Source organism: Aliarcobacter faecis (assembly GCF_013201705.1).
GTDB classification, from domain to species: Bacteria; Campylobacterota; Campylobacteria; order Campylobacterales; family Arcobacteraceae; genus Aliarcobacter; species Aliarcobacter faecis.
In genome coordinates this window covers 727,968-752,757 of the sequence record NZ_CP053837.1, presented here as the reverse complement: position 1 = coordinate 752,757, position 24,790 = coordinate 727,968, and the positions used below count along the sequence as shown (strand labels likewise).

General features: G+C 27.1%; 23 protein-coding genes and 5 tRNA genes. 13 read left to right on the top strand and 15 right to left on the bottom strand.

Going from position 1 to position 24,790, the window contains the following annotated elements; all coding sequences use genetic code 11:
- Positions 1–70: 70 nt before the first annotated feature.
- Both AFAEC_RS03895 and AFAEC_RS03890 read right to left on the bottom strand, forming a co-directional pair.
- On the bottom strand, positions 71–1,351 hold the full coding sequence (locus AFAEC_RS03895; RefSeq protein ID WP_257119348.1) for a PhoH family protein: 1,281 nt from the start codon (positions 1,349–1,351) through the stop codon (positions 71–73).
- Positions 1,352–1,554: 203 nt separating this feature from the next.
- Positions 1,555–1,653: transfer RNA gene (locus AFAEC_RS03890), tRNA-Sec, on the bottom strand.
- 53 nt (positions 1,654–1,706) lie between these two features.
- Between AFAEC_RS03890 and selA the strand changes: the two genes are divergently transcribed.
- The 13 genes from selA (at position 1,707) to AFAEC_RS12200 (ending at position 13,838) form a co-directional block, all read left to right on the top strand.
- Positions 1,707–3,059, top strand: coding sequence for an L-seryl-tRNA(Sec) selenium transferase (selA, locus tag AFAEC_RS03885; RefSeq protein ID WP_026805891.1), 1,353 nt, complete (start codon positions 1,707–1,709; stop codon positions 3,057–3,059).
- Positions 3,052–4,881 carry a selenocysteine-specific translation elongation factor gene (gene selB / locus AFAEC_RS03880; protein ID WP_026805892.1) on the top strand — a complete coding sequence of 610 codons (1,830 nt, stop codon included), beginning with the start codon at positions 3,052–3,054 and terminating at the stop codon, positions 4,879–4,881. Before selA ends, selB begins: the two co-directional genes overlap by 8 nt.
- The gene (locus tag AFAEC_RS03875; protein ID WP_026805893.1) at positions 4,882–6,363 is read left to right on the top strand and encodes a UvrD-helicase domain-containing protein; all 1,482 of its coding nucleotides are present in this window, start codon (positions 4,882–4,884) and stop codon (positions 6,361–6,363) included. It begins immediately after the preceding gene.
- A 3-nt stretch (positions 6,364–6,366) separates the two neighbouring features.
- Positions 6,367–7,332: a hypothetical protein gene (locus AFAEC_RS03870; RefSeq protein ID WP_026805894.1), complete on the top strand. Its 966-nt coding sequence runs from the start codon at positions 6,367–6,369 to the stop codon at positions 7,330–7,332.
- 7 nt (positions 7,333–7,339) lie between these two features.
- Positions 7,340–9,445 carry a hypothetical protein gene (locus tag AFAEC_RS03865; protein ID WP_026805895.1) on the top strand — a complete coding sequence of 702 codons (2,106 nt, stop codon included), beginning with the start codon at positions 7,340–7,342 and terminating at the stop codon, positions 9,443–9,445.
- Positions 9,446–9,454: 9 nt separating this feature from the next.
- Positions 9,455–11,560: a hypothetical protein gene (locus AFAEC_RS03860; protein ID WP_026805896.1), complete on the top strand. Its 2,106-nt coding sequence runs from the start codon at positions 9,455–9,457 to the stop codon at positions 11,558–11,560.
- A 9-nt stretch (positions 11,561–11,569) separates the two neighbouring features.
- Positions 11,570–12,316 carry a hypothetical protein gene (locus AFAEC_RS03855; protein ID WP_026805897.1) on the top strand — a complete coding sequence of 249 codons (747 nt, stop codon included), beginning with the start codon at positions 11,570–11,572 and terminating at the stop codon, positions 12,314–12,316.
- A gap of 71 nt (positions 12,317–12,387) precedes the next feature.
- A tRNA-Gln gene (locus AFAEC_RS03850) sits at positions 12,388–12,462 on the top strand.
- 22 nt (positions 12,463–12,484) lie between these two features.
- Positions 12,485–12,569 (top strand) — tRNA-Tyr (locus AFAEC_RS03845).
- Between the two features lie 21 nt (positions 12,570–12,590).
- Positions 12,591–12,666: transfer RNA gene (locus AFAEC_RS03840), tRNA-Phe, on the top strand.
- A 22-nt stretch (positions 12,667–12,688) separates the two neighbouring features.
- A tRNA-Leu gene (locus AFAEC_RS03835) sits at positions 12,689–12,775 on the top strand.
- A gap of 366 nt (positions 12,776–13,141) precedes the next feature.
- Positions 13,142–13,339, top strand: coding sequence for a hypothetical protein (locus AFAEC_RS03830; protein WP_148294537.1), 198 nt, complete (start codon positions 13,142–13,144; stop codon positions 13,337–13,339).
- A gap of 358 nt (positions 13,340–13,697) precedes the next feature.
- Positions 13,698–13,838, top strand: a complete 141-nt coding sequence (locus AFAEC_RS12200; RefSeq protein WP_225442396.1) for a hypothetical protein — start codon at positions 13,698–13,700, stop codon at positions 13,836–13,838.
- A gap of 100 nt (positions 13,839–13,938) precedes the next feature.
- Here AFAEC_RS12200 and AFAEC_RS03820 read toward each other — a convergent pair whose 3' ends face one another.
- The 13 genes from AFAEC_RS03820 to AFAEC_RS03760 form a co-directional block, all read right to left on the bottom strand.
- Positions 13,939–14,718 carry an alpha/beta hydrolase gene (locus AFAEC_RS03820; RefSeq protein ID WP_026805899.1) on the bottom strand — a complete coding sequence of 260 codons (780 nt, stop codon included), beginning with the start codon at positions 14,716–14,718 and terminating at the stop codon, positions 13,939–13,941.
- A 12-nt stretch (positions 14,719–14,730) separates the two neighbouring features.
- Positions 14,731–15,171 carry a DsrE family protein gene (locus AFAEC_RS03815; RefSeq protein ID WP_026805900.1) on the bottom strand — a complete coding sequence of 147 codons (441 nt, stop codon included), beginning with the start codon at positions 15,169–15,171 and terminating at the stop codon, positions 14,731–14,733.
- Positions 15,164–15,613: an MOSC domain-containing protein gene (locus AFAEC_RS03810; RefSeq protein ID WP_026805901.1), complete on the bottom strand. Its 450-nt coding sequence runs from the start codon at positions 15,611–15,613 to the stop codon at positions 15,164–15,166. The genes AFAEC_RS03815 and AFAEC_RS03810 overlap by 8 nt, the downstream gene beginning before the upstream one ends.
- Positions 15,610–16,404 carry a thioredoxin family protein gene (locus tag AFAEC_RS03805; RefSeq protein WP_026805902.1) on the bottom strand — a complete coding sequence of 265 codons (795 nt, stop codon included), beginning with the start codon at positions 16,402–16,404 and terminating at the stop codon, positions 15,610–15,612. The genes AFAEC_RS03810 and AFAEC_RS03805 overlap by 4 nt, the downstream gene beginning before the upstream one ends.
- Positions 16,405–16,481: 77 nt before the next feature.
- On the bottom strand, positions 16,482–18,248 hold the full coding sequence (gene soxB, locus AFAEC_RS03800; protein WP_026805903.1) for a thiosulfohydrolase SoxB: 1,767 nt from the start codon (positions 18,246–18,248) through the stop codon (positions 16,482–16,484).
- Positions 18,249–18,320: 72 nt separating this feature from the next.
- Complete coding sequence (locus AFAEC_RS03795; protein ID WP_081754513.1) at positions 18,321–18,743, bottom strand: hypothetical protein; 423 nt, start codon at positions 18,741–18,743, stop codon at positions 18,321–18,323.
- Positions 18,744–18,754: 11 nt separating this feature from the next.
- Positions 18,755–19,669 (bottom strand): sulfur oxidation c-type cytochrome SoxA, encoded by a 915-nt coding sequence (gene soxA, locus AFAEC_RS03790; RefSeq protein WP_026805905.1) that lies wholly within the window; start codon positions 19,667–19,669, stop codon positions 18,755–18,757.
- Positions 19,670–19,702: 33 nt separating this feature from the next.
- Positions 19,703–20,011 (bottom strand): thiosulfate oxidation carrier complex protein SoxZ, encoded by a 309-nt coding sequence (gene soxZ, locus AFAEC_RS03785; protein ID WP_026805906.1) that lies wholly within the window; start codon positions 20,009–20,011, stop codon positions 19,703–19,705.
- A gap of 66 nt (positions 20,012–20,077) precedes the next feature.
- Entirely contained in the window at positions 20,078–20,530 is a 453-nt protein-coding gene (soxY, locus tag AFAEC_RS03780) for a thiosulfate oxidation carrier protein SoxY (protein ID WP_026805907.1), read from the bottom strand.
- A 15-nt stretch (positions 20,531–20,545) separates the two neighbouring features.
- A complete protein-coding gene (gene soxX, locus AFAEC_RS03775) occupies positions 20,546–20,896 on the bottom strand; it encodes a sulfur oxidation c-type cytochrome SoxX (RefSeq protein ID WP_026805908.1) in 351 nt (116 codons plus the stop codon).
- 10 nt (positions 20,897–20,906) lie between these two features.
- Positions 20,907–22,091: a c-type cytochrome gene (locus AFAEC_RS03770; protein ID WP_026805909.1), complete on the bottom strand. Its 1,185-nt coding sequence runs from the start codon at positions 22,089–22,091 to the stop codon at positions 20,907–20,909.
- Positions 22,060–23,394: a sulfite dehydrogenase gene (gene soxC, locus AFAEC_RS03765; RefSeq protein WP_026805910.1), complete on the bottom strand. Its 1,335-nt coding sequence runs from the start codon at positions 23,392–23,394 to the stop codon at positions 22,060–22,062. Before soxC ends, AFAEC_RS03770 begins: the two co-directional genes overlap by 32 nt.
- 211 nt (positions 23,395–23,605) lie before the next feature.
- A complete protein-coding gene (locus AFAEC_RS03760) occupies positions 23,606–24,790 on the bottom strand; it encodes a cation:proton antiporter (RefSeq protein ID WP_026805911.1) in 1,185 nt (394 codons plus the stop codon).

Genomic DNA, 24,790 nt, shown 5'->3' with positions numbered 1-24,790 from the left:
ATATTCTATATGATTATAAATAGTATCGTTTATTAATCTATTTTGTATTTTTAATCCTTTTTAATTTAAATTATTGTGTTTTATTTTCAAAAATTCTCTCTGTAAACTCTGCAAATTTACCACGAACAGCTTTCTCAAGTTCTATTGCAAACATTTTAAGTTCAGGATGAGCATTTGAAGTCTGTTTTAAAAGACTTGTTAATCCATTATTATATTTATTTAAATATAAATTATCTATTTGTCTATTTGAACCAATAATAATAGCCATACAACTTTCATCTAATCGTGAAAGTATTAATTGAGTTGTCTTCTCACTACTATTTTGCCATTCATCCATAATTACTATTGAACCACCCAAAGTTCGCCCTCGTGCCTCTCCAGGCCATAGTGTCTCAATATAATATTTTGATTTCAACTCTTCTATTTTTGAAGTTATAGACTCTTGTTTTTCCCTATTTTCACTCTTTTTTAAATGTTTTTTTGCAATAAACTCTAAAGTATCATATAAAGCCATATTATAAATTCTAAATTTCTCTTCATTTCCAGCTAAAAATCCAACCTCAGCACCTTTATCAAGGGATTCAATAGAATTTCTTACATATACAATTTTGTCATATAATCCTAAATCAATTAATCTCATAGCACTTACTATTGACATCAAAGTCTTTCCACTTCCTGCTTTTGCATCAATTACGAGTAAATCAAACATATTTGATAAAATAGCTTTTGTAAAAAGTTTTTGTTTTATATTTACTGGTTTTATATTTAAAGCTTTAAAATCATTCTCTTTTAAAATATGAATTTTACGATTTGCTATTATTGAATACTCAACATTACCATCATCGCTTTCAAATGAATACGAAAAATTTTCTAATTCATAATTATCATCTATTAAAGTTATATCTTTATTTTCTAAACTATTAAATATTGAAGAGTCAATTTTTAGGCTTTTCACAAAATTAAAACTTGGAATAATCGACTTATCTTCATATAAAGTCTCTGTTTTTATCCCTTTGAATAAGGCAAATGTTCTAGCATAAACATCTAATGATAAAAAAATAGTTTGACAACCCTTATAATAATCTTGTGCAATTGATGCAACTTCAATAATTCTTTTATCATTTGATTCAGAAATATGAATTTGCTCTATTTGTGTATCATATTTGTCTTTTGAGATAATGTTAAGATTTAGATCTTCATTATAAAGTTTTACAACTTTAAATCCAGTTTTATAATCAACTTCTCTTATTTTCATCTTTGCTAGTAATCTTGCAAACTCTCGTGAATAATAACCTAATTCATTAACTAACTTCTTTTTATCCTCTAATTCAAGAAGTACAGTCTCAGGTATAACAATATGATTAGTTTTATTGTCTGATATTTTGAAGATTTTGTAAGATAATATTTGTGTCTAAAACATATACTTTTTCTTTCATAAGAAAATTCTATCATAAGTTGGTAACAAAAAGGTTACAGGATTCAAATGTAAAAAGGTTTATATTAAAAATGACTATAAAATTAAGTTGTTATATTAACTACACATATGTAGTTTTATGGCGAGAAGGTAGAGGAATCGAACCTCTCACGGTGTTTACACAAAAACCGTCAATCAGGGTTGAAGCCTGTGGTGCTCACCAGATACACAAACCTTCCATAAAGGTTAAAATAGTATAATAGTTACCTTTAAATAACTATTAAAGGTAAAAATTATGTTACTTAAATCCATTCCAAAGGTTGATAAGTTTATCACAAACAAGGCTTTTGAAGGATTATCAAAAACTTTGATAACAAAAATTACAAAAGAGATTTTAGAAAAACTAAGAGCTGATATTTTAAATAATAAAATAGATAAGGTTGATGAAGATTTATTAATCTTGGAAATTTTAAACTCTTATACAAATCTTACTTCATCATCACTAAAACCACTTATAAATGCAACTGGAATAATAGTTCACACAAATTTAGGAAGAAGTTTACTAGATGAAAAGATATTTAAAAATGCAATAAGAATAGCAACTTCTTACAACAATCTGGAGTATGATTTAAAAAAAGGCAAAAGAGGAGAAAGATATGAACATATCACAAAATCTCTAAAAGCCCTAACTTCTTGTGAAGATGCTTTAGTTGTAAATAACAATGCAAGTGCTGTTTTTTTGATTTTAAATACCTTTTGTAAAAATAAAGAAGTAGTTGTAAGCAGGGGAGAGTTAGTTGAAATTGGTGGTAGTTTTAGAGTTCCAGAAGTTATGAGCCAAAGTGGAGCAATACTAAAAGAGATTGGAACTACAAACAAAACTCACTTAAGAGATTATGAAAATGCAATAGATGAAAATAGTTCAATGCTTATGAAAGTTCACAAATCGAACTACTCTATTGAAGGTTTTTCAAGTGAAGTAAGCTTTGAAGAGATTTCAGAAATGGCTAAAAAACATAATTTAATAGACTATTTTGATATGGGAAGTGGACATATTTTTGATTTACCTTACAATTTAAGTAAAGATGAACCATCTATTTTAGAACTTATGAAAAGTAATCCTAGTTTGATTAGTTTTTCAGGAGATAAACTTTTAGGAAGTGTTCAAGCTGGAATAATTTTAGGTAAAAAAGAGTTAATAGAAAAATTAAAGAAAAATCAACTTTTAAGAATGTTAAGAGTAGATAAAATCACACTTGCACTTTTAGAAGAAAGTTTAAATTTATACTTAAAAAATGAGCTTGACACTATTCCTACTCTTAAAATGCTAAACACGAAAATAGAAGTTTTGGAAACTCGTGCAAATATTTTAAAAGAGAAAATAGAAGATTTTATGAATTGTGAAGTTTTAAAAACTTCTACAATGGTAGGTGGTGGTACAACTCCAAACAAAAAAATCCCATCAATAGCTTTGAGTTTAGAGTTTAAAGATTTAAAAGCAAATAAAATAGAAGAAATTTTAAGAAAAAATCTAATCATAAGTAGAATCGAAAATGACAAAGTATTACTTGATTTTAGAACTATAAAAGAGGATGAGATAATACAAATTGAAGAGATTTTAAAAAAAGAGTTTAAAAATGTCTAATATTATAATTGGAACAGCTGGACATATCGACCATGGAAAAACTGCACTAATAAGAGCATTAAATGGTTTTGAAGGAGATAGTACAAACGAAGAAAAACAAAGAGGAATAACTATTGATTTAAGCTTCTCAAACCTATCAAGAGCAGAGAGAAATATAGCTTTTATTGATGTTCCAGGACATGAAAAACTCATAAAAAATATGATTGCGGGAGCTTTTGGTTTTGATTATGTAATGTTAGTTGTAAGTGCAAAAGAATCACTTATGCCACAAACTATCGAACATATCGAAATTTTAGAACTTTTAGGGATAAAAAATCTTATTTTAATTATCTCAAAAAAAGATTTAGTAGATGAGCAAACTTTATCCATTCAACAAAATAAAATTTTAGAGTTTTTAAGTAACTTTTCATTTAATATAAAATTTGTAAAAGCGATATCTATTTTTGATGAAAAATCTATACAAGAGTTAAAAAATGCCCTATTTTCAATAAATAGTAGTACAAAAGAGGAAGAAAACTTCTTTAGATTTTATATAGATAGAGTTTTTAGTGTAAAAGGTATTGGAACAGTGGTTACTGGAACAGTTTTAGGAAAAAAGATTGAACTAGAAGAGAAAGTTTTTTTACCACACTTACAAAAAGAGACAAAAATAAAAAATATTCAAGTTCATAATCAAAATGTCCTTAAAGCAAATATCTCAAATAGAGCTGCATTAAATCTTGCACAAATAGATGTAAACTCTTTACAAAGAGGAGATATCATCACAAAAAAAGGTTTTTTGAGAGGTTTTGACACTATTGATATCTCTTTTAAATGTTTAAAAGATAAGAAGTTAAATCACAATCAAACTTATACACTATTTATTGGTTCAAAAAAGCTTGATGTAAAAGTTTTACTTTTTGACTCTCTAACAAGCCTTGAAAATGGTTTTGCTACAATAAAAGCAGATGAAAAACTATACTCAATTTTTGGAGAGAAGTTAATTTTACGAAGCTCAAATGATACTATTTGTGGTGGAATTGTACTAAATCCAATCTATGACCCTATGAATAAAAATCAAAAAAAAGAGTTACTTCTAAATTTAAATAAAAAAGATTTTAAATCTAGTTTCAAAATCCTTTTAGAAGCTCACAAAAGAGGACTAGGAGTAATCTCTTCAACTCAAAGATTTGCTCTTTCTCACGAAGAGTCTTTAGAGTTTGCAGACTCTTTAGATGATGTTTTTATAGATAAAAAAGAGCTAGTTGTCTATCCTAGTTCAACAAAAAATGAGATAAAAAAATTTATAGAAAATATCTACAATAAAAACTCTTATGCCCTACTTTCAAGCTCATCTATAAATTTAAGGCTTCCTTGGGCTAGTATTGAGTTTATAAATAGTGTTTTAGATGATTTAGTAAATGAGAACTTTTTAGTAAAAGAATCTCAACTATATAAAAGTGCAAATATTAAAGAAGATATTACAAAAGAGTTAGAAAACATCTTTTTAGAAAGACTGAAACTTGAAGATATCACTCCAACAGCCCCATATAATATCTATGATGAGCTTGATATTGATAGAAAACTAGGAGATAATATTTTAAAATCTCTTACAGCAAAAAAAGATGTTATAAGGCTTCAACACAACCTTTTTATACATAGCCAAAGTCTAAATAAAATAATAAAAGCTATGAGAGAGATTATAAAAGAAGATGGTTTTATAGAAATTTCTAACTTCAAACAAAAGTTTGATTTAAGTAGAAAATATCTAGTTTGTTATTTAGATTATTTAGACAATTTTAGTGATATTAAAAAACTTGAAAACAAAAGAGTATTTGCTTAAATGATTTTAACACAAGAGCAGAAAAGTATTGTAAATAGCTCTTTAGAGTCATTTAAGATAAATGCCGTAGCAGGAAGTGGAAAAACAACAACTCTACTTCTTTATGCACAAAAAAATCCACACTTAAAGATACTCTATCTTGCATATAATAAATCTTTGCAAGTATCAATTTTAGATAAATTAAAAACTTTTAAACTTTCAAATCTTCATACAAGCACAATTCACTCTTTAGCATATAATAAAACAAGAGCATACAATTACAACTTAACAAATGAGCTAAAAGCACATATTTTGGATAGATTTTTAAGTTACTATGAACTTGATAATAACCAAAAAACATTTTATGCTTCAAATTTATATCTAGCAGTATTAAAAGATTTTATAAACTTTTATTGTAACTCTAGTTTAGTTGCTCTTGATGAAAAATTAATTGATAGTTTTATAAAACAAAGTGATTTTGAAGCACAATATTTAGAACTAATAAACAAAGAGAAAAAACAACTCTTAATTCATCTAAAAGCAGTTTTAGGTGCAATGAAAAATGGTCATTTAGAAGCAACTCATGATTTTTATTTAAAGATGTATTTTTTAAATAAAAGTTTGAGTAAAAATATAGATTATGATTTAATTTTAATAGATGAAGCCCAAGATATAAGTGATGTTATGATTGCAATAGTTGAAAATTTTGCTAAGAAAAGAGTTTATGTAGGAGATAGTTTTCAACAAATTTACTCTTTTAGATATGCCTCAAATGCTTTAAATAAGATTGATTTACCTTCATACAATTTAACAACAAGTTTTAGATTTTCGAACTCTTATGCTAAAACTTTACAAATTTTATTAAATAGAATGTATGAACAAAATAGTGGAAAAACATTAAATATAAATGGAGTTGAAACTACAACAAAAATAGGAATTGAGTTTATAGATTTTTCAAAACCTTTTACAGTAATTTCACGAACTTCATTTGCTCTTATAGCTGAAATTGTAAAATATATACTCAACAAAAAGAAAATTTATTTTGAAGGTGGTTACTCATCTTACTCTTTTATGAATCAAACTGTTTACTCTATTTTTTATCTTAAAAATAGAAAAAATGAGAAAATAACTGTTGAAGAGCTGAAAAATTTTACTTCTATTTATGAACTTGAAGCTTTTGCAAAAGAGACAAAAAATCAAGAGTATTTAAATATAATAAAATTTATAAATACCTATGGAGATAATATTTTTGAGATAAATAAAAAAATTAAAGATTTAGTAACCACTTCAAAAGAGGAAGCAGATATTATTTTTACAACAACTCATAAGGCAAAAGGTATGGAGTATGAGCAAGTTATTATGACCGATGATTTTATTACCAAAAAAGATATTTTAAATACAAAAAAATCTCTAAGTTTTAATCAAATCAATGAAGAGTTAAATATTTTTTATGTTGCAAGTACAAGAGTAAAAAAAGCAATAGCACTAGCTAGTTTGGAGTAAATTATGAAAAAATCTTTTATTTATATAATATTTTTTATACTATCTATTTTTATAGCCTTTATAGTTTTTTCTATATTTAATTCTTCAAATTCTAGTAAAAATAGAGAACTCTTTTTTTCATACTATTTTTGGGAAAATAGCTACAAAGAAAAAATTGAGAATGAAAAACTATATATAAAAATTCTAGATATAAAATACTCAAATAAATTAGAAATAATAAAAACAAACTTTATAGAAAAACCACCAAAAGATTTTGTTCCAGTAATATATATCACAAATAAAACTATGCAAAACATTGATTATGAAGAGTTAAATAGTAAAATTTTAGAGCTTTTAAAAAGTTTAAATTTTACTTTTAATGAACTTCAAATAGATTGTGATTGGAGTAATAGTACAAAAAATAACTTCTTTTTATTTTTAAAAGAGCTAAAAAATAGTCTAAATAAAACAATCAGTGCTACAATAAGGCTTCATCAAATAAAATATTTTGAAAAGACAGGTGTTCCCCCAGTTGATTATGGAGTTTTAATGTACTACAATATGTCATCATTAGGTGATTTTAAAACAAAAAATTATATTTTAGACAATGAAAGTGCAAAAAAATATCACTATAACTTTGATAAATACCCACTAAAATTAAAATTAGCTCTTCCTCTTTATTCTCAAGCCGTACAATTTAGAGATAAAAAGGCTATAAATCTATTTGAAAATGTTGAAGAAAATGATTTTTTTAATGAAAACTTTGAAAAGCTAGAAAATAATAAATATAAAGTATTAAATAGCCACTATTTCAAAGGAAAATATATTTATAAAGATGATGTTTTAAGATTTGAAAAAGTAGAAGAGAATGAGCTAAAAATAGCTCTTAATGATTTTATAGGTTTAAGTAAAAACAGTTTTGATGAAGTAATTTTTTACACAATTAAATATAAAACAAAGTATAATTTAGAAAATTTATTGAAAAACTAGGAATATTATGATTTTAAGAATATTTTTTGCCACTTTAATTTTAAAGTTATCTCTATTTTCTTGTGCTGATTATTGGAATCCAAATAGTATAAAATATATGTTTTTAGAAAAAAAAGATAATCTTTTTCTAAAATTTAGTGAAGATTTAAATGATCCTTCAATTTATAATGAAATTATCTATTTATATGAACAAGAGAGCAAAAAAGAGAATATAAAAGAGTGGAAAAAAGAGTTAAATGATGTTTATACAGCTGAAGAGATAGAAGATTTTATCTATAATAAAAATCTTACAAATCTAAAAGATCTTGAAGCAAAAGATTATATAAACTTTGTTTATCAGCAAGAAAACTGCACAACTGCAAATTTTGAAGAATCAAAACCTTCAAGATGTACAAATTTTATTCCAAAAGCATTAAAAAAACTAGAAGAGGCAAAAACAGATTTTTACAAACAAAGATACTTTTTCCTAGCTCTTAGACTAGCTCACTATCACAAAAAAAATCCACTTGAAATATATAAAAAATATTACTATTTAGTTCAAAATTCAAACTCAATCGTAAAAGATTGGATAGATGCTTTATACGCAGGAGCTTTAATAAAAAAGGGAGAAATAGCAAAAGGTGTTTATCAATTTTCTAAGCTATTTGATGAAGCTATAAACTCACATTTAGCACTATACAATTTTTTCTATATAAGAGATCAGAAAAATTTTGATTCACTTTTAAATCTTGCACAAAATAGTGATGAAAAAGCTAAATTTTATACATTAAGAGCATTAGATAGTTCAAGTAATGCTATAGAAGAGATGAAAAATATTTACAATCTTGATAAAAATTCAAAATGGCTCCAATTTTTACTATATAGAGAACTTCTAAAATCTCAAACTTTTTTCAATGAAGATATTTACTTTGAGAATAATTTTGAGGAAGATACTATTTTTTATACAAAATATATAGATTTTCTAAATAGTTTAGAGATAGAAAATAGATATTTAGTTGATTTAAGTTTAGTATATTTCAATTTATATACAAAAAAATTCGAAGAAGCAAATAATATTTTAAATAAACTCTTAAAAGATTATCCTAACTCTCATGAAGTACAAACAGTAGCATATCTTTTATATCTACAATCTTTAGAAAAAATAGATAGCCAAACTGAAAATATTATTATTGATAAAATAGAAAAGTTAATTGATGAAAACCATACATCAAATACAATTTATGAATACACTTTAGAAGTTTTATCAAAACTATATAAAAAACAAGGTTTAGATTTTAATCTATTTTTGGCACAAAACTCTTCTTATATTAATTACACTATTTTAGATATGAAAAAATTCAAAACATTTGAAGAGTTTTTAGTAAAACCTCAAGACTCAAAATTAAAAACATATTTACAAAAAAAATTCCAAACTCTAATAGATAATGATGGGGAGTTTGCCTATGCAAAAATATCACTTTTAATAAATAATCTAAAATTCAAAGAAGCACTAGATACAAATTTAGCTATTCTTAATTCAAGTTTAGAGTATAACCCTTTTAATGGTTTAATAAGAGGTAACAATAGAAATGGTAAACAAAATGATTTAACTATAAAAGATTTTTTAGAAAAAATTTTAGAAATAAAAAATGTTCTTAAAGAGAATCCAAATAGCACTATAGATAATTTTCTTTATGCAAATGCTCTATATAATCTAAGCTATTATGGAAACTCTTCGAAAGCTACAACATCACATAGAAGTGTTGTTTTTGTTCATACTCCAGAACTTCAAGAGGAAAAATTAAATCTTGCACTAAAACATTATGAAATAGCTTTAAATAATAGCAATGATAAGGAATTAAAAGCAAAAATAACTTATCAAATATCAAAAACAAAATTAGCACTTTTTGATCTAAAATATGAAGAATATCCACAACAAGGTAGCTCATTTTGGAGAAACAATACACAAAAATATTTCTATGGATTAAATGACGAATTCTATGAAAAATTTTTAAAACTTGATGGTGCAAAATATTTTGATGATTTAGAAAAAAATTATAAAAATACAAAATACTACAAAGAGCTATTAAAAGAGTGTGGCGATTTTAGAACTTATATAAATTCGAAAAAATAGGAGTTTATTGTGTTTTTTAAAGTTCTCCTATTTACAATTTTTATAAATTCATCACTTTTTTCTTGTGGTTTTTGGATAGACCCTCAAGAAAAAGAGTTTGTTTTTGTTGAAAATAGAGATTATTTTTTCCTGAATTATTCTGATTTAAGTCACCCAGCTGATTATAACTCACTTATATATAATTATGATACTATAAATAAATTAGCAAATCTTGCACAATGGCAAGAAGATTTAAAAAATCAATATAGTATTGAAGAACTAGAAGAGTTTATTTACAAAAGAAAGAATCTTGAAAAAATAAAAGATAGTGAACTCTTAGAGTATATAAAATTTGTAGAAAAACAAGAAAATTGTGTAGTTTCAGATTACTACAATTATAGAATACCTTCAAATAATTGTAATATAGATACACTTATTCCAGAAGCTTTAACTAATCTTAATAATTCAAATTCAGAGTATTTAAAACTTAGATATTTTTATTTAGCTCTTAGACTTGCTCACTACAATTTTAAAGAGCCTTTAAAAATATATGAAAAATATAAATATCTTCTAAAAAATGATAAAGAAACAGTATTAAAAGATTGGATTCAAGCTCTTTATGCTGGAGCTTTAGTAAAAAATGAGAAAACTATTGAAGGTGTTTATGAGTTTTCTAAACTTTTAGATAAAAAAGCTATAAATTCACATTTAAGCTTCTATAATTTTAAATATATAAAAAGTGATGAACAATTTAATGCTCTATTAAAACTAGCAAAGAATAATGAAGAGAAAACAAAATTTTATCTTCTTCGGTCTTTAGATAGTTCTAGTAACTCTTTAGAAGAGTTAAAAAATATTTACAATATAGATAAAAATTCACAATGGTTTGATCTACTTTTATTTAGAGAACTTTTAACTTCTCAACTATTTTTCAATCAAAATGTAGAGACTCAATTTGAGTTCCCCAAAGGGTATGTAGAGTTTTTAAAAACTATAAAAAAAGATAATATGTATATGGTTGATTTAAGCCTTGCATATTTTAGTATTTATGAAAAAGGTTTTGAGCAAGCAATAAAATCTACACAAAAACTATTAAATGAGTACCCAAATTCACACGAAGTTCAAACACTAAACTATATTTTATATTTAAACAAACTAGAAATTATAGATATAAAAACTGAAAATGAAATATATGAAAAAATGCAAGAACTAACAAAAGATGAACACTTTTCAACATCCATTCACGATTACACTTTTAGAGTAATCTTAAACAAACTTTATGAAAAACAAAATGATAAATTAAATGCCTTTTTAGCACTAAATATCAACTATTTAGATTTTGGAGAGTTTGATTTAGAACTAATTCAAAAATTTGAAGCTTTTATGAATGAAAAACCAAATTCAAAAATAAAAGAGCATTTCCAAACTAAATTTAAAAATAGAATAGAAGAGTCAAAAATATATATTGAAAACTCATTTGAAACAGCAAAAACAAAAGCTCTTATAAATAATCTAAAATTTAAAGAGGCTTTGGAGACAAAAAATCCTATTTTAAATGAAAAAATGGAATTCAATCCTTTCAACTCATTTATAAAAGGAAATAATAGAAAAGGTTCTAATAACTCTATGACTATAAAAGAGTTTCTTGAAAAAACAATTTCTATTAAAAAAGAGTTAGAAAAAAATCCAAAAAGTGCTATGGATAACTATCTTTTGGCAAATGCTTTATATAACTTAAGCTATTTTGGAAGTGTTGATAGAGTAACTGTAATTTACAGACACTCTTATAGTATCCAAAGTAAAGATTTACAAAATGAGAAACTAAATCTTGCTTTAAAACATTATAATATTGCTTTAGAAAATACAAAAGATAAAGAGTTCAAAGCAAAAATAATCTATTCCATCTCAAAAACAAAATTAGCACTTTTTGACTTAAATTTAGAAGAAAATTACTTCAATAAATATACAACTTATAATAATGAATGGAATTATGGTCAGATTTACTCTGGTTTTATAAAATCAAGTGGAGCAAAATATTTTGATACACTTCAAAAAGATTTTTCAGATACAAAATACTACAAAGAGCTACTAAAAGAGTGTGGCGATTTTAGAACTTATATAAATTCAAAAGATTAAAGGAGAATTATGCAATATTTTGGAGAGATAGAAACAAAATATGAAGAGGTATTTTTAACAAAAAGTTATATGTATTTCAATAAAGAAGATGAAGAGATTAGCCCTAAAGAGCTAAAAAGTTTAATAAAATCAAAAGATGATAGAAAAAAGAGTATCATAGGTACAGTATTTATCTATAATCCAGTGGTTACCCCAGTTGGTTTTGATTCAAATAAAGAGCTACTAAAACAAGATTTTGAAGAGTTTGGTTCACTAATAGAGTTAAAATGTGAAAACTATATAACAGCATTTAAACAAGCCATGAGTGAACATTGTAGCGGAAAAATTGTAGAGGTTAAAAACCTATTTAATCTAATTGAACCACATGTTGATTCAAGTACACTTCTATCAAAATTTAATGAAGATTTAGAAAAATATAACTCTAGTCAAAATACAGAATTTGATAGAGATATTATGTATATAGATGCACAAAACTATATTCCAAATGGTAAATTTGTATATTTTTGCTGGGGAGATAAAATAAATGAAAAAGAGTTTCCAAATATTTTTAGTTATGCAAAAACTATCTATGAAAATAGTGTAAAAAGTGGTAAAAAAATCGCTTTTGTATATAAAAAAGAGAAAACTGCTGATGAGTCTATAAAATATTTACAATTTTCAAACCCTATGCAAAACCATAAGAATAGAAATTCTATAACTTTTGCTTTAAAAAGGTCATTTGATACTTTTCCTCCAATTCCAGCCTTTTATGAGTAATCTCATAAAAGGCTTAGAATTTTAGCTAGTTTTAATAATTACAATTATATAATTCCGTCCACTTAAATTAATGGGGTATCGCCAAGCGGTAAGGCAACGGTTTTTGGTACCGTCACTCGAAGGTTCGAATCCTTCTACCCCATCCAAAAGTTTAAGTTTTTTTATTATGGTGAGGTTGGAGAGTGGTCAAATCCTGCGGACTGTAAATCCGCCGCCTACGGCTTCGAAGGTTCAAATCCTTCTCTCACCACCACTTTTTTAAAATTCACAAAATGGTTCGATAGCTCAGTCGGTAGAGCAAAGGATTGAAAATCCTTGTGTCGACAGTTCGATTCTGTCTCGAACCACCATTTGTGTTTTATTCACACTTGTGCGAGTGTGGCGGAACAGGTAGACGCGCGGGACTTAAAATCCCGTTCCAGTTTTGGAGTGTGGGTTCGATTCTCACCATTCGCACCACTTTTTATATTACACTTTATACTTCAATTAATGTAAATTTATTTTCAATATTATTTATTTTTATTTTTCCTAGTTATATATAGTAATATAAGTTAAAAAACAAACTTCATAGTTAATATTATCTCAAACTTGAATAAAATACAATATAATTCACCTACTATTATTAGAAACTTATATCATTATAAGCTCCAATAAGCATCTTCTTTATTTTGCTTTTTTTGCCTATTTTTCGAATCATTATCTTTATTATCTATAGTTAATTGCTTATAATTTCTATCATCTTTAGTTATATTTATAATAAAGTTTTCCTTATCAACTACACCTTTTAATATTGTAATATTATATGCTATACCTGAAATTAATAGTATGATGAGAGAAACAATTATTCCAAAAGGACCTATAAGAAAAGATAAAGGAGTAGAAGAGATTATAAACCAAAGAGAAAATTTCCCAAATGAAAAAAACTTTTCTTCAATTACAAATCCCTCTTCATTATCATTTATAAGTTTCCATCCATTAGCTATTGAACCATTAATATACTTTTCTTTTTTTATTTTTAATTGAGCTAATTTTTGTGATATTTCATTAACTTGCTTTTGTACAGATAATTTACCATTCAGTTATTGAAAAATTCTTCTTCTCATTTTCTCTTGTTATTAATGTTCCAGTACCATTACTAGAATCATATGTTAATATCTTAGCTTCCATTAATACCTCTTTAGATTTATATAACCAGTAGGTTGTAACATAAAAATAATCTTATCACTAAATTGTAAAAATAAACTTAACCAATAGGTTACAATAATGCAATTTTATATAGAACTTAGTAATGAAGATATAGAAAAAGTTTATAAGCGTATATCCGCCAATATTAAAGCTATAAGGCAATCTAAAAAAATATCACAAGAGCATAGCTTTATCTATGGGGTTTACTACAGCTACTTTTTACACTAATGCGGAAAGTTTAAAAAGAGGTAAACATTTTAATCTTGAACACTTAATTAGAATAGCTCATATATTAGAAGTTGATATTAAAGAGTTGTTTAGTGATGATTTAAATTAATCTATCTCTTATAAAAGAGATTTACACCACTTTTAATCAAAAAATAGATTTTATTTGTTTTTTAAGTAAGGATAAAATCCCTACTTTTAATATTTAAGCCTTATTCTTCAAGATATTTTTCAATAATCTCTTTAGCTTCTTTTGTCATCTCAAGTTCCATATGTGGAGCATCTTTTGCTTCAACAAGCTCAACATTTAAACCTTTTTTCTTTGCCAGTTCATAAAATTCTTTACTCATTTGAGGAGTTGAAATATCATCTTGTGTTCCGTAAACAATAGCTATTTTTGTATCTTTTGAGATATTATCTATTACATCAATTACACTTATTAAACTTTTATCTTCTGGAACTTTTTTATGAATATCATAAACTCCACCAGCACAAACTAAATTATCCACTAAATTTGGCTTAAGTCCAATAGCTGTTGCACTTAACATACAACCTGCACTATGAGCAATAATAGTTATTTTTGGATTATCAAATTTCTCTTTTAAAGCTTCAACTAACTCAACAAAAAATTCAGCATACTCTTTTTTTGCAGCTAAATTTTTTTCTGTTTTAGAACCAATAGCTTTTAAACTATTTGATGAACTTTTTGAGTATCCTGGAAGGGCAAGAGCTAAAGTTGTAACTTCACTACTCATTGAAATATCTTCAGCAAAAGGTGAATACCTTGCAATAATATCTGTCCCTTCATCCCAAGTTCCATGAACTATTATATTTAATCCACTCTTTTCACCTTCAAACTCTTTAAAGTTTATGCACTCATTTTTTGCAAAGATAAAATCTTCACCTTTCTTTTCACAATCCTCTTTTGAGATATTTGCAAAAGCTATATTTGCAAATAAAATTGATACTAAAATTAACGATTTTTTTAACATTTTCTCTCCTTTTTAATAAGCTGTAATTCCAATATATCCATCAACTTGTCGTTCAATTACTTCAACAATTCCAGCTTGAGTATAAGAGATATTATCTATAAAATCACTCTCTTTCCAACCCATTGTCTCCATAGTATTTCTACAAGCAACAAACTCTACATCATACTCCATAAGTGATTTAATTCTATCTTGAGTAGCTTTATCATAATCTTTTTTTAAAGCTCTAAGTCCTTTTCCATAAGCAACAACTACTATTTTTAAACTCTCAGATGGATACTCTTTTAAAATATTATACATAGAACCAATTGTATGGCTAACAGTATTAACATCTCCTACATAAAGTGAATAAACCACTTTTCTTGGAGCTTCAAAACTAGGTTGTGGTTCACTAAATTTTGTCTGACTAAAAGCAAATCCAACTAAACATAAAATCAAAAACATTTTTTTAAACATTATAAATCTCCACTTTCATATTTTTTTCTATCATTCCTGATTTTAAAATCTTACAATAAACTCCCCTATGCCCTTTTAAAAGATTAGGTAACTCTTCGGCAAAAACATTAAGATGATTACAAACGGTACAAATTTGTGTTGTTTGAATCAAAGCATTCCCTATTTTAAATATAGTTCCAACTTCAAAATTATGAGGATCAAAATCCAATAAAATATTTTCACCAAGACTTCCAAAAACTAACTCAATACCACTATATTTTGCTATTTCATAAGATTTTAATCCCACAATCATAACTGTTTGGTCTAGTTTTTTACCTGCAAATTTATCAAACTCTATTCCATAATCTTCTATTAAATTTAAGTTCTCAACCTTTGGTCTAGGAAGTCCACTACTATCTTTTGTAGCACTAAAAATTTCTATAACTCTTCCTATATTATTCATCTTACATTCTTTTTCAAAATATCTATATAATCTTTTTTTGACCAAGACCCAGGATATTGATTATTTAAATTTCCATTTTCATCTACAATAAAAAAACTAGGTGTTATCTTTTTATAATTTTTTTGTAAATCAAAAGGTAAAGATGAATTATCCATATCAACCTCTATAAAAATATAGTTTTTATCACTAAAATCTTTTACTTCACTTAAAGATAAAACATCTCTATCCATCTTTTTACAGAAAAAACAAGTTTTTGAAGTTGCATAAACTATAATTTTTTTTGCTTCATTTTTTGCTTTTTCTAAAAATTGCCTCTCTTCATCACTTTTAAATAAAGGCTCTTTTACAACTAAATCCTCTTTTAAATTTGTTTTGTAATCCAAAAAGTAGTAACTTAAATCAATATAATCTTGATTTGTCAATTCACCTTTCATAGAAGGTTTATTATCATAATAGCTCATAACTGTATCATCACAAATTGAGTTAAATCTATCTGGATTCTCTAAATACTCTTTTAAAAATTTCTCTATTTCTAAAACTTGAATATCAGGTTCATTTGGATCTCCAATTTTATTTGGTCCATCCATCATAGCCCAAACTATCATATTTGCTGTTGGAGTTTTTAAGTTCAATAAGCTATTATCTTTTTCAAAAAAATTCTCTTTTATTAAATTTAAAGGTATATACTCTTTATGGCAAGAAATACATTTTTCTTCAAAAACTTTTCTTCCATCTTCATAACTTGCATATAAACTTAAAATAAAAACTAAAAATATAAAAATAAATCTCATAAACTCTCCTTTTTTCCATTTAAAAAATATATTTTATACCTTTTAAATAGAAAAAGGCACAATTTTTGTGCCTTTTATCAAATAATCCCAGGATTTCCCTTAACTCCAACAATATCAGGAGTATCAATTTTAAGATTACTAATATTTTTAATATTTTTCAAATATGTTTCAACAGTTTCCCAAACTGGTTCACCTTCAGATTTTGATCCAACAGTAGACCAACCAGAAACTTTATAAGATTTAGAAGCATCTATTTTTTCTCCAGTTTTTGTTAAAACGATATCAGAAATTCTACTTCCCATTTTAGCTTTTGGATCTATTTTATATGATATTCCACCTGTTCTTACCATATCTCCACCTTGTTGATAAAATGGATCTTCATTAAATAAGTTATCAGCAACATCTTCTAAAATATCTTTTAAATCACTACCTTTTATATCTCTTACATAAGTTTCAGGATATGTCATAGCTGTTTGTGTCATTAAATCATCAAAAGTAATAGTTTGACCTTTTAAAACTGATGTTCCCCATCTAAATCCAGGACTTAAAGAAATTTGTGCACCTTTTACTTCAATTAAAGCATCACAAATAATTTGATCCCAAGAACCATTAAAGTTTCCTCTTCTAAATAGAGTCTCTTCAGTTGTTGCAATTGGTCTTGTTAGCTCTTTTAAATATGGTAATCTTACATCTTCAATATATTTTTTCATCTCTTTATCTTCAGGAACTAAATCAGAAAAAATTGGAAGAAGTGTAAATTTGAAATCTTTAATTTTTCCATTTTGAATATCAAGGTCAAGGACATTTAAGAATTTACCATTAGATCCTGCATTACAAACATAAGTTACACCTTTTGAATTTGTAACTGGAACTGCTTCAGGAACACCATCATGAGTATGTCCACCCATAATAAAATCTATACCTGTACAAACTTCTGCCATTTTTTTATCTGTATCAAAACCATTATGAGAAAGTACAATTACAGCATCTGGTTTCTCTTCATCTCTTATTTGATCAACTAATTTTTGCATACTATCATCATAGATACCAAAAGTCCAATCAGGAATAAATCTTTGTGGATTTGCAATAGTTGTATATGGGAAAGCCTGTCCTATAATAGCAACTCTTGCATTACCCATTTGTTTAATAGTATATGGTTTAAAAGCATGCCCTGTATCTTCATCAAAAGCTGGAGCATCATTCATTAAAGCATCTTCTTTTACAAAAACATTTTGCGCTAAGAATTCAGCTTTTAACGCTTTAACATTTTCTAAAACCTCTTCAGCTGTATAAGTAAACTCCCAGTGTCCAACACAAATATCAACATCAAGTAAATTTAATGCTCCAACCATATCTTTACCTCTAGTCCATAAAGATGTAGCACTTCCTTGCCAAGTATCCCCACCATCTAAGAATAGAGTTTTATCTTTTCCAAAACTATCTCTTAAAAAATCAACTACTGTTTTAATTTGAGCAAAACCACCTGTTTTCCCCATAACTTTTGCATTTTCTTCAAAATTCACACATGAAAGTGCATACTCTAATCTTTTATTCCCTTTAATTCCATAATAATCTAAAAATTTCTCACCAACAATATGAGGTGGTTTTCCTAAATTAGAAAATAGACCTAAATTTACACTAGGTTCTCTAAAATATACAGGTAAAAGCTGTGCATGGCTATCTGTCATATGTATAAATCTTGCATTTCCAAATGGTTTTAATTTATAATAATCTTCAAGTTTTTTTGAAGTCTCTACCATTCTTGTATGTGAATTTGCAAATACAGGAGCAGCTCCTAAGATTGCCATCATATAAACAAACTCTCTTCTACTTAGTTTACTCATTTTCTATTCCTTTTTATAAATAAAAAAAGTCAAGATTACTCTTGACTTTTTAAAATTTCTTAAGAGTTTTTCTTAATACTTATAACCATCACTAGGACTAGCTAATTTCCAGTTCTCTTTTGATTGTATCTCTTGTGTTAAAGCACTAATTGCAAAACTACAAGATCTCCAAGCAGCGAACTCTATAGAAACCATCTCTCCTGTTGGCTTAGCTTTTTCATCAACTATTGCTATCTCTTTAGCACCATTTTTTAAAGCCTCTTGTGTAGCTTCAATATATTGACTAGCTTTCATACCTAATCTCATAAATTCAACTTGATGCTCTTTTGCTATAGCATTATATTTAGCAGCTGTTTGGATAACTTTTTCAACACCATTTGCCTTAACATCACACTCTTTTTTTACATCTAATTTTGAGAAATCTTCAGCACCTAAAGTTGTAAGAGTTAAAGATAATATTGCAGAAATTACTGTAATTTTAAAAATACTTTTCATAATAAATCCTTTTATTTTCTTACATCTGGACCATCAACTGGCATACCATTTGACATATAAGCTAAGAAATATAGTAACTCAATCATAGTTTGACTCTCATCTTTAGGAGGAACTTGACCTTGATCTACAACACAACCAGATAATCTTCTTTCAACTGTTCCAATATCTGTCCATTTAAGTCTTAAAACAGGGAAATGTGTAACTTGTCCTACAAGTGGAGATAAAATCTCATTTCTAACTCTTTGACCAGCACCTTGAACATGGCAAGTTGCACAAGAGAGTTTTAAATAACCTCTTTGAGTATAGTAATATTCTTTTCCTCTTTCATAAGCATCTTTTTCAGCTTGGCTATTAATTTTTATATCAAAAATTTTACCAGCTTCTTTACTTTCATTTACCCAATAAGCTTGAAACTCAGCTAAAGGACCTTTTTTAGTATCCCACTCTTTCTCTCCATTTGCTCTTAAACAGTCATTTATTGTAGATGTTAAAGAGACCATTTTTTTACTTTTCTCATCAAAATATGGATATGTTCCTGCATTTGTTAAATCAGGGAAACAAGTTTGTAATGAATTACCATTTGCAAACTTTTTAGTATATAACTCTTCACCTTTATCAATTGCATAATCATATGGTGGCATCTCTTTTAGTTGCTCATATTGAAATTTTGCATCTTTTGAATATGCATAACTTCCAATATTGAAATCCATATGTTTAAGCCCTTTATCATATTTTGTTGCCAACTCTTCCTCATCTGAATATGGAAAAAATCTATTTAAATTTTTTGCTGGATCTTCAAATTTTGCCTCAAAATATTTAATCATTTCAAGTCTATCTTTTTCTGCTCCTGCATTAAAATTTGCAGCACTTAAAGTAGTTGCTGCAAATAGTAAAAATGTAGTAGATTTAACTATTTTTGAAAACATGTTACCTCTCCTTTTTATTTTTTAATCAAAAAATTATTTGATTACTTCGCTACTTGTATCTGTATTACCTTTTAAATCTTTCCATGTCATCTCAATAGTATCACCTTTGTTTACACCTTTAAATGAAAATTTAAAGTAAGGATCTTTTGATAAAAATTGACTTGTAGATGCTTCATAAACAACTTTATCTCCAACTTTTGCAATTACATAAGTAATAAAATTTGGCTCTTTTTTAGCTCTTTCAGCCTCTTGATAACTTAGCATTTCATGAGATGCTAATGCTTTAACCTCAACAACACCATCTTTGTCTAATTTTGCTTTAATTTTTGTAGTTCCTGCCATTTTATATCCTTTATTATTTTATATTATATTTATTTTTAAAATCTATTTGTGAATTGTTGAATAATATCAACCTCCACATCCACCCATTGTAACTTTAATCTCTTTTGTAGCTGAATGTAATTTTCCACCAACATCTGCAACTACTGTTACTTTACCTGTTTTTGCCATTTTAATTCTAAATGCATAATCTAAAACCATATTATCATTTACAGTAAATACTGCAACAGCACTCTCTGGATTTGCATCTTGGAATACTGCAATTTTACTTGCTTTTAATTCTGTATCAAAAGATATAGGAACAACTGCACCATTTTCAGCAATTTCTGGAGCTTTTAAATTAATTCCACTTTCTGTTGTAGCATTAGTTCCGAAAATCTCTTTAATTGCCTCATCAACTTTTGTAGCAGTCCAAGCTTTTGGTTTACTTACTCTAAAATCTTCAGCACTTAATTGTGCAGGAACTGTAGCAGCGGCTAATACACCTAATCCTAATCCTAAAAAATTTCTTCTATTTAACATATTTTATCCTTTTTATTAATTTATTGTTTTTAAATAAGCAACTACTGCTTTTATTTCATCAGGGCTTAACCAACCATTTCTTCCAAATGCAGGCATAGCTGTAATTGGATTTGATGTTGATGGATCAAAAACTTTATCATATAAAGCTTCTTCTGGCCATAATGCTAAAAACTGGAGTTTTGGACCCATATTTCCTGGACCATCAATAGCTTTACCATTTGCAGCATGACAAGCCAAACAATTTCCTTTTGTATTTGTCATAAAAATCTTTTCGCCTTTTTTTACTAATTCATCATCGGCATTAGCACCAATAACAAATAAAGAACTTAAAGCTAAAACAGTTGCTATATTCTTGAATATATTCATAGTCTCTCCTTTACTTACTAGAATTAATCATATAATCGACAATCTCTTTAAATGTTTCATCGCTTATATCAGCTCCACCTTTAGGTGGCATAGCATTTATACCATTTATTCCGTTAGAGTAAACTTTCTCTAAACCTTTTTCAGTAACTTTTGCCCAAGCATCTTTATTTCCAACAACAGGTGCACCAATTGCTGCATTTGCATGACAAGCCGAACAACCAGAGTTTTCATAACCAACCTGTCCTGGTATAGTTTTACTTGCATCAATTTTTGGTAAATCTCTTGCAGTAGAAAGTGGCTCATTTGCAGTTTTTGATAAATCATCTTGAATTCTAAGAACTAAATTATCAATCCCACCTTTAACACAATCCTTCATACATCTTGTACCTTTTCCATATATAGTTGGATCACTTAAAAGTTTAGTCATATTTTCTACACCTTGCTTTGGATTATTTGGTGTATTTGTTTGAGGATAAAATCCATCTACATTTGGCATTACAATTTTTAAAAACTTCTCTTTATCTAAAACATAATCATCATCAAGCTCTTCACCATCAATTGTAATATTATTTAATGACAATAAATAAGCTGTTAAAGCATAAGTTTCACTATTTGTTAAAGTTTTTGGATTATTAAAAGGCATTGATTCTTGAATATACCAAAAAAGTGTACTAGCATATGGCCAATAAGATCCTATAGTTCTATCAGGGCTATCAGGATTTGGATGAGCATCTGCTGGATTTAATCTTTGATTTTTAAGTGAAGCTACTGTTCCACCTGCTAATTTTGGATAACCTTTTCCACCACTTCCAAAATCTCCATGACACATAACACATTGTGCATCATAAAGTTCATTTCCTAACTCTACACTACCTTGTGCTTTTTTTGGCTTTCCATCTTCATCTAAAACTACTTCACCATGTTTCATATCAAACTCTGGCAAACCTGTTCCATCATACATTACATCTAAATTCCAAGCGGCAATCTCTTTAGGAGTTGCTTCTCGACCAAGATTAAAACCTTTCATACTTTGAGTATTTATATGATATTGTGTATATTTTCCATCTTTAATTGGATATTTAACAGCACCATCAACAGAAGAGTCAGCAGCATAAACTGAATTTACTAAAAGTGTAGCTAAACCAATGCTTAAAACAGTATTTTTAAGCTTTGTGATGTTTTCTAATATGAACATTATTACACTCTCCTTTTTCTGTTATTTCCCAAGTTACAATTGCATTTCTGTGATAAACAGATTCAACTCCAACTGCGCTTGTCTCTTCATCAATTGTTGGTTGAATATTTCCAAAATCATCATAAGCTCTACTTGATAAGAATAGAGGTTTTCCATCCCATTTATAAATATAACTAAATCTTGTCCAAGATTTTGGTAGAACTAGACCTTTAAGTTTTGCTTCAACCCAATTATTTCCACCATCAAAAGAGATATCAACTCCTTTTATAGTTCCATGTCCACTCCAAGCAATCCCTTCAATCTCTACCATATCACCTTTTTTAAGATGTGTCCATGGTTTTTCAGGACAGGGCTTAGTAATTACAGAATTTACCTCATTTACCCAGAAAAATCTAATAGCTTTTCCAGATTTTTGAAGCATTGTATATTTTGAAGTCTCCTCTTTTGCATGCCAAGGTTTATCACTAAATTCAAGTCTATTTAACCATTTAGTATTTAAATTTCCTTCCCAACCTGGAACTACAAGTCTTACAGGATAACCTTGCTCAGCTCTTAAAGCTTCACCATTTTGTCCCCAAACAACCATAACATCATCAAGAGCTTTTTCAACAGGAATCGTTCTTGGATTTGAAGCATTATCACTTCCAACAGCTAACATCCAAACAGCATCTTTTTCTAAACCAATATCATCTAATATTGTTTTTAGCATTACTCCTGTCCATTGAGCACAACTCATCATTCCTTTCATAAACTGTAAGCTATTAAATTGTGGTGCTCTCCATTCAGGACTTCCATTTGCAGGACACTCAATAAAATATGTTCTAGTTTCGCTTGGATATCTTTTTAAATCCTCTAAAGTTAAAACAACCTCTCTTTTAACTTTACCATGAATCATCAATCTATATTCATTTGGATCAATTTGTGCAGTTCCACCATGGTTTCTTGTAAAGAATAAGCCATTTGGAGTTGTTATCCCTTCTGATTCATGAATAGGACACATTGAAATTGAGGCATAAGCATCACCTGAAGATAATAGGTCATGTGTTCTTCTAATATTATTATGTTCATAAAGTGATGGCATACCATATGGATTTTTATTTACTACATCACCTAACTTTTGTCCCCAAGGTGCATCATTGATTATTGCAGGATCATCTGCTCTAAGAGAAACAGGTGATAATACAGATGCAGCACTTAAAGCACCAGCTGAGTAAATAGCAGTTTTTTTAAAAAAATCTCTTCTACTTGTAGCTTCTACAACAGATTTCTCTTTTGTAGTTTTTAAAGCTTTACTACTATCCAAACTAACCTCCTATAAAATTTTGACTATTTTTTAATTCTAATGTCATATACATTATAGAGCCTATAAGATAAAATAAAACTTAAAATATTAAATTTTCTTATAAGAAAATTACTAAAATACTCAATAAAATAGCATAAAAATAGCATTTGTTACCAAATGATTTTTATCAATATTCTTTAGTTATAATAATAAAAAGAGTAGCTTATACTTCTTATCTTTTTAATATTTCTGTATCAGATTTTATATCTAATTTAAAATATTTATATAATTTTCTAATAATAATCATTAATAGTAATCCATCTAACATACTCGCAATAATAAATGAGAAATATTCATCTTCAGAAATTAATCCATAATTATATGAAAGCATTGCAATCGCAACCATAAAAGTAAGTGGCATAGAATCACTTAATGCAAAAAGTGTTGTCTGTTTTAGTTTTAAATAGTTTAAGAAAACTAAATATGAACTAATAATTCTAATACAAATAATTGTAAACATAATAAAAAAGGCATGTTGTAAAATATCAATTGTAACCATATCAAGTTTTACTGTTGAACCCGTATAGATAAAAAATATTGGTGCAAAAAACCCAAAACCAAAAGACTCTATTTTATGAAGTAACTCTTGCTTTTGATTAAAAAACATTTTAAAGAACAACCCTGCTGTAAAGGCTCCTAGAACTACATCTATTTTTAAAATAAGCATAATTGATACCAAAATTAAAAGTAGTGAGATTGAGAATCTTATATCTTGATCGTGTTTATCATCTTCATTATCTGGAATAAGATATTTTTTAACTTCTGGAAACCACCAAAATATCATATATGAAAATCTAAGGAGTAAAATAGTAACAACTACAACAGCTATAATTGTTAGTATTGAAGTAAAAAATTTACTACTCAATCCAAATTCAGTCCATCCACCAAATAAAGTTAAAGCTAAAATACTAATAACTTCTCCTACAACTCCTATAGATAAAGCAAGATTTAACCAAGGTTCATCTTTTCCATACTCTTTAATAAGCATCATCAACATTCCTAAAGAGAAAATAGGAAGTGCAACAAAATATGTTAAACCTAAATCAAAAAACCAACAAACAGCACCTGCAAGTGTATATAAAAGTACAAAATATAATACTACATTAACAGCTAATGTAGCTTTTATGACCTTTACAAGCTTGAAATTTATCTCTAAACCTGCCAAAAACATAAGATAGATAAATCCAAATTTAGCTACAAGTTTTAAAGTCTCATCAGCATAAATAAGTCCTAAATAACCACAAATTAAACCTAAACTTATCTCTACAACAACTACAGGTATCTTTAAAATCTTTGCTACAATTGGAGCTGCCATAATTATCATACAAATTGTTATTATTAAAACTATTTTTTCCAT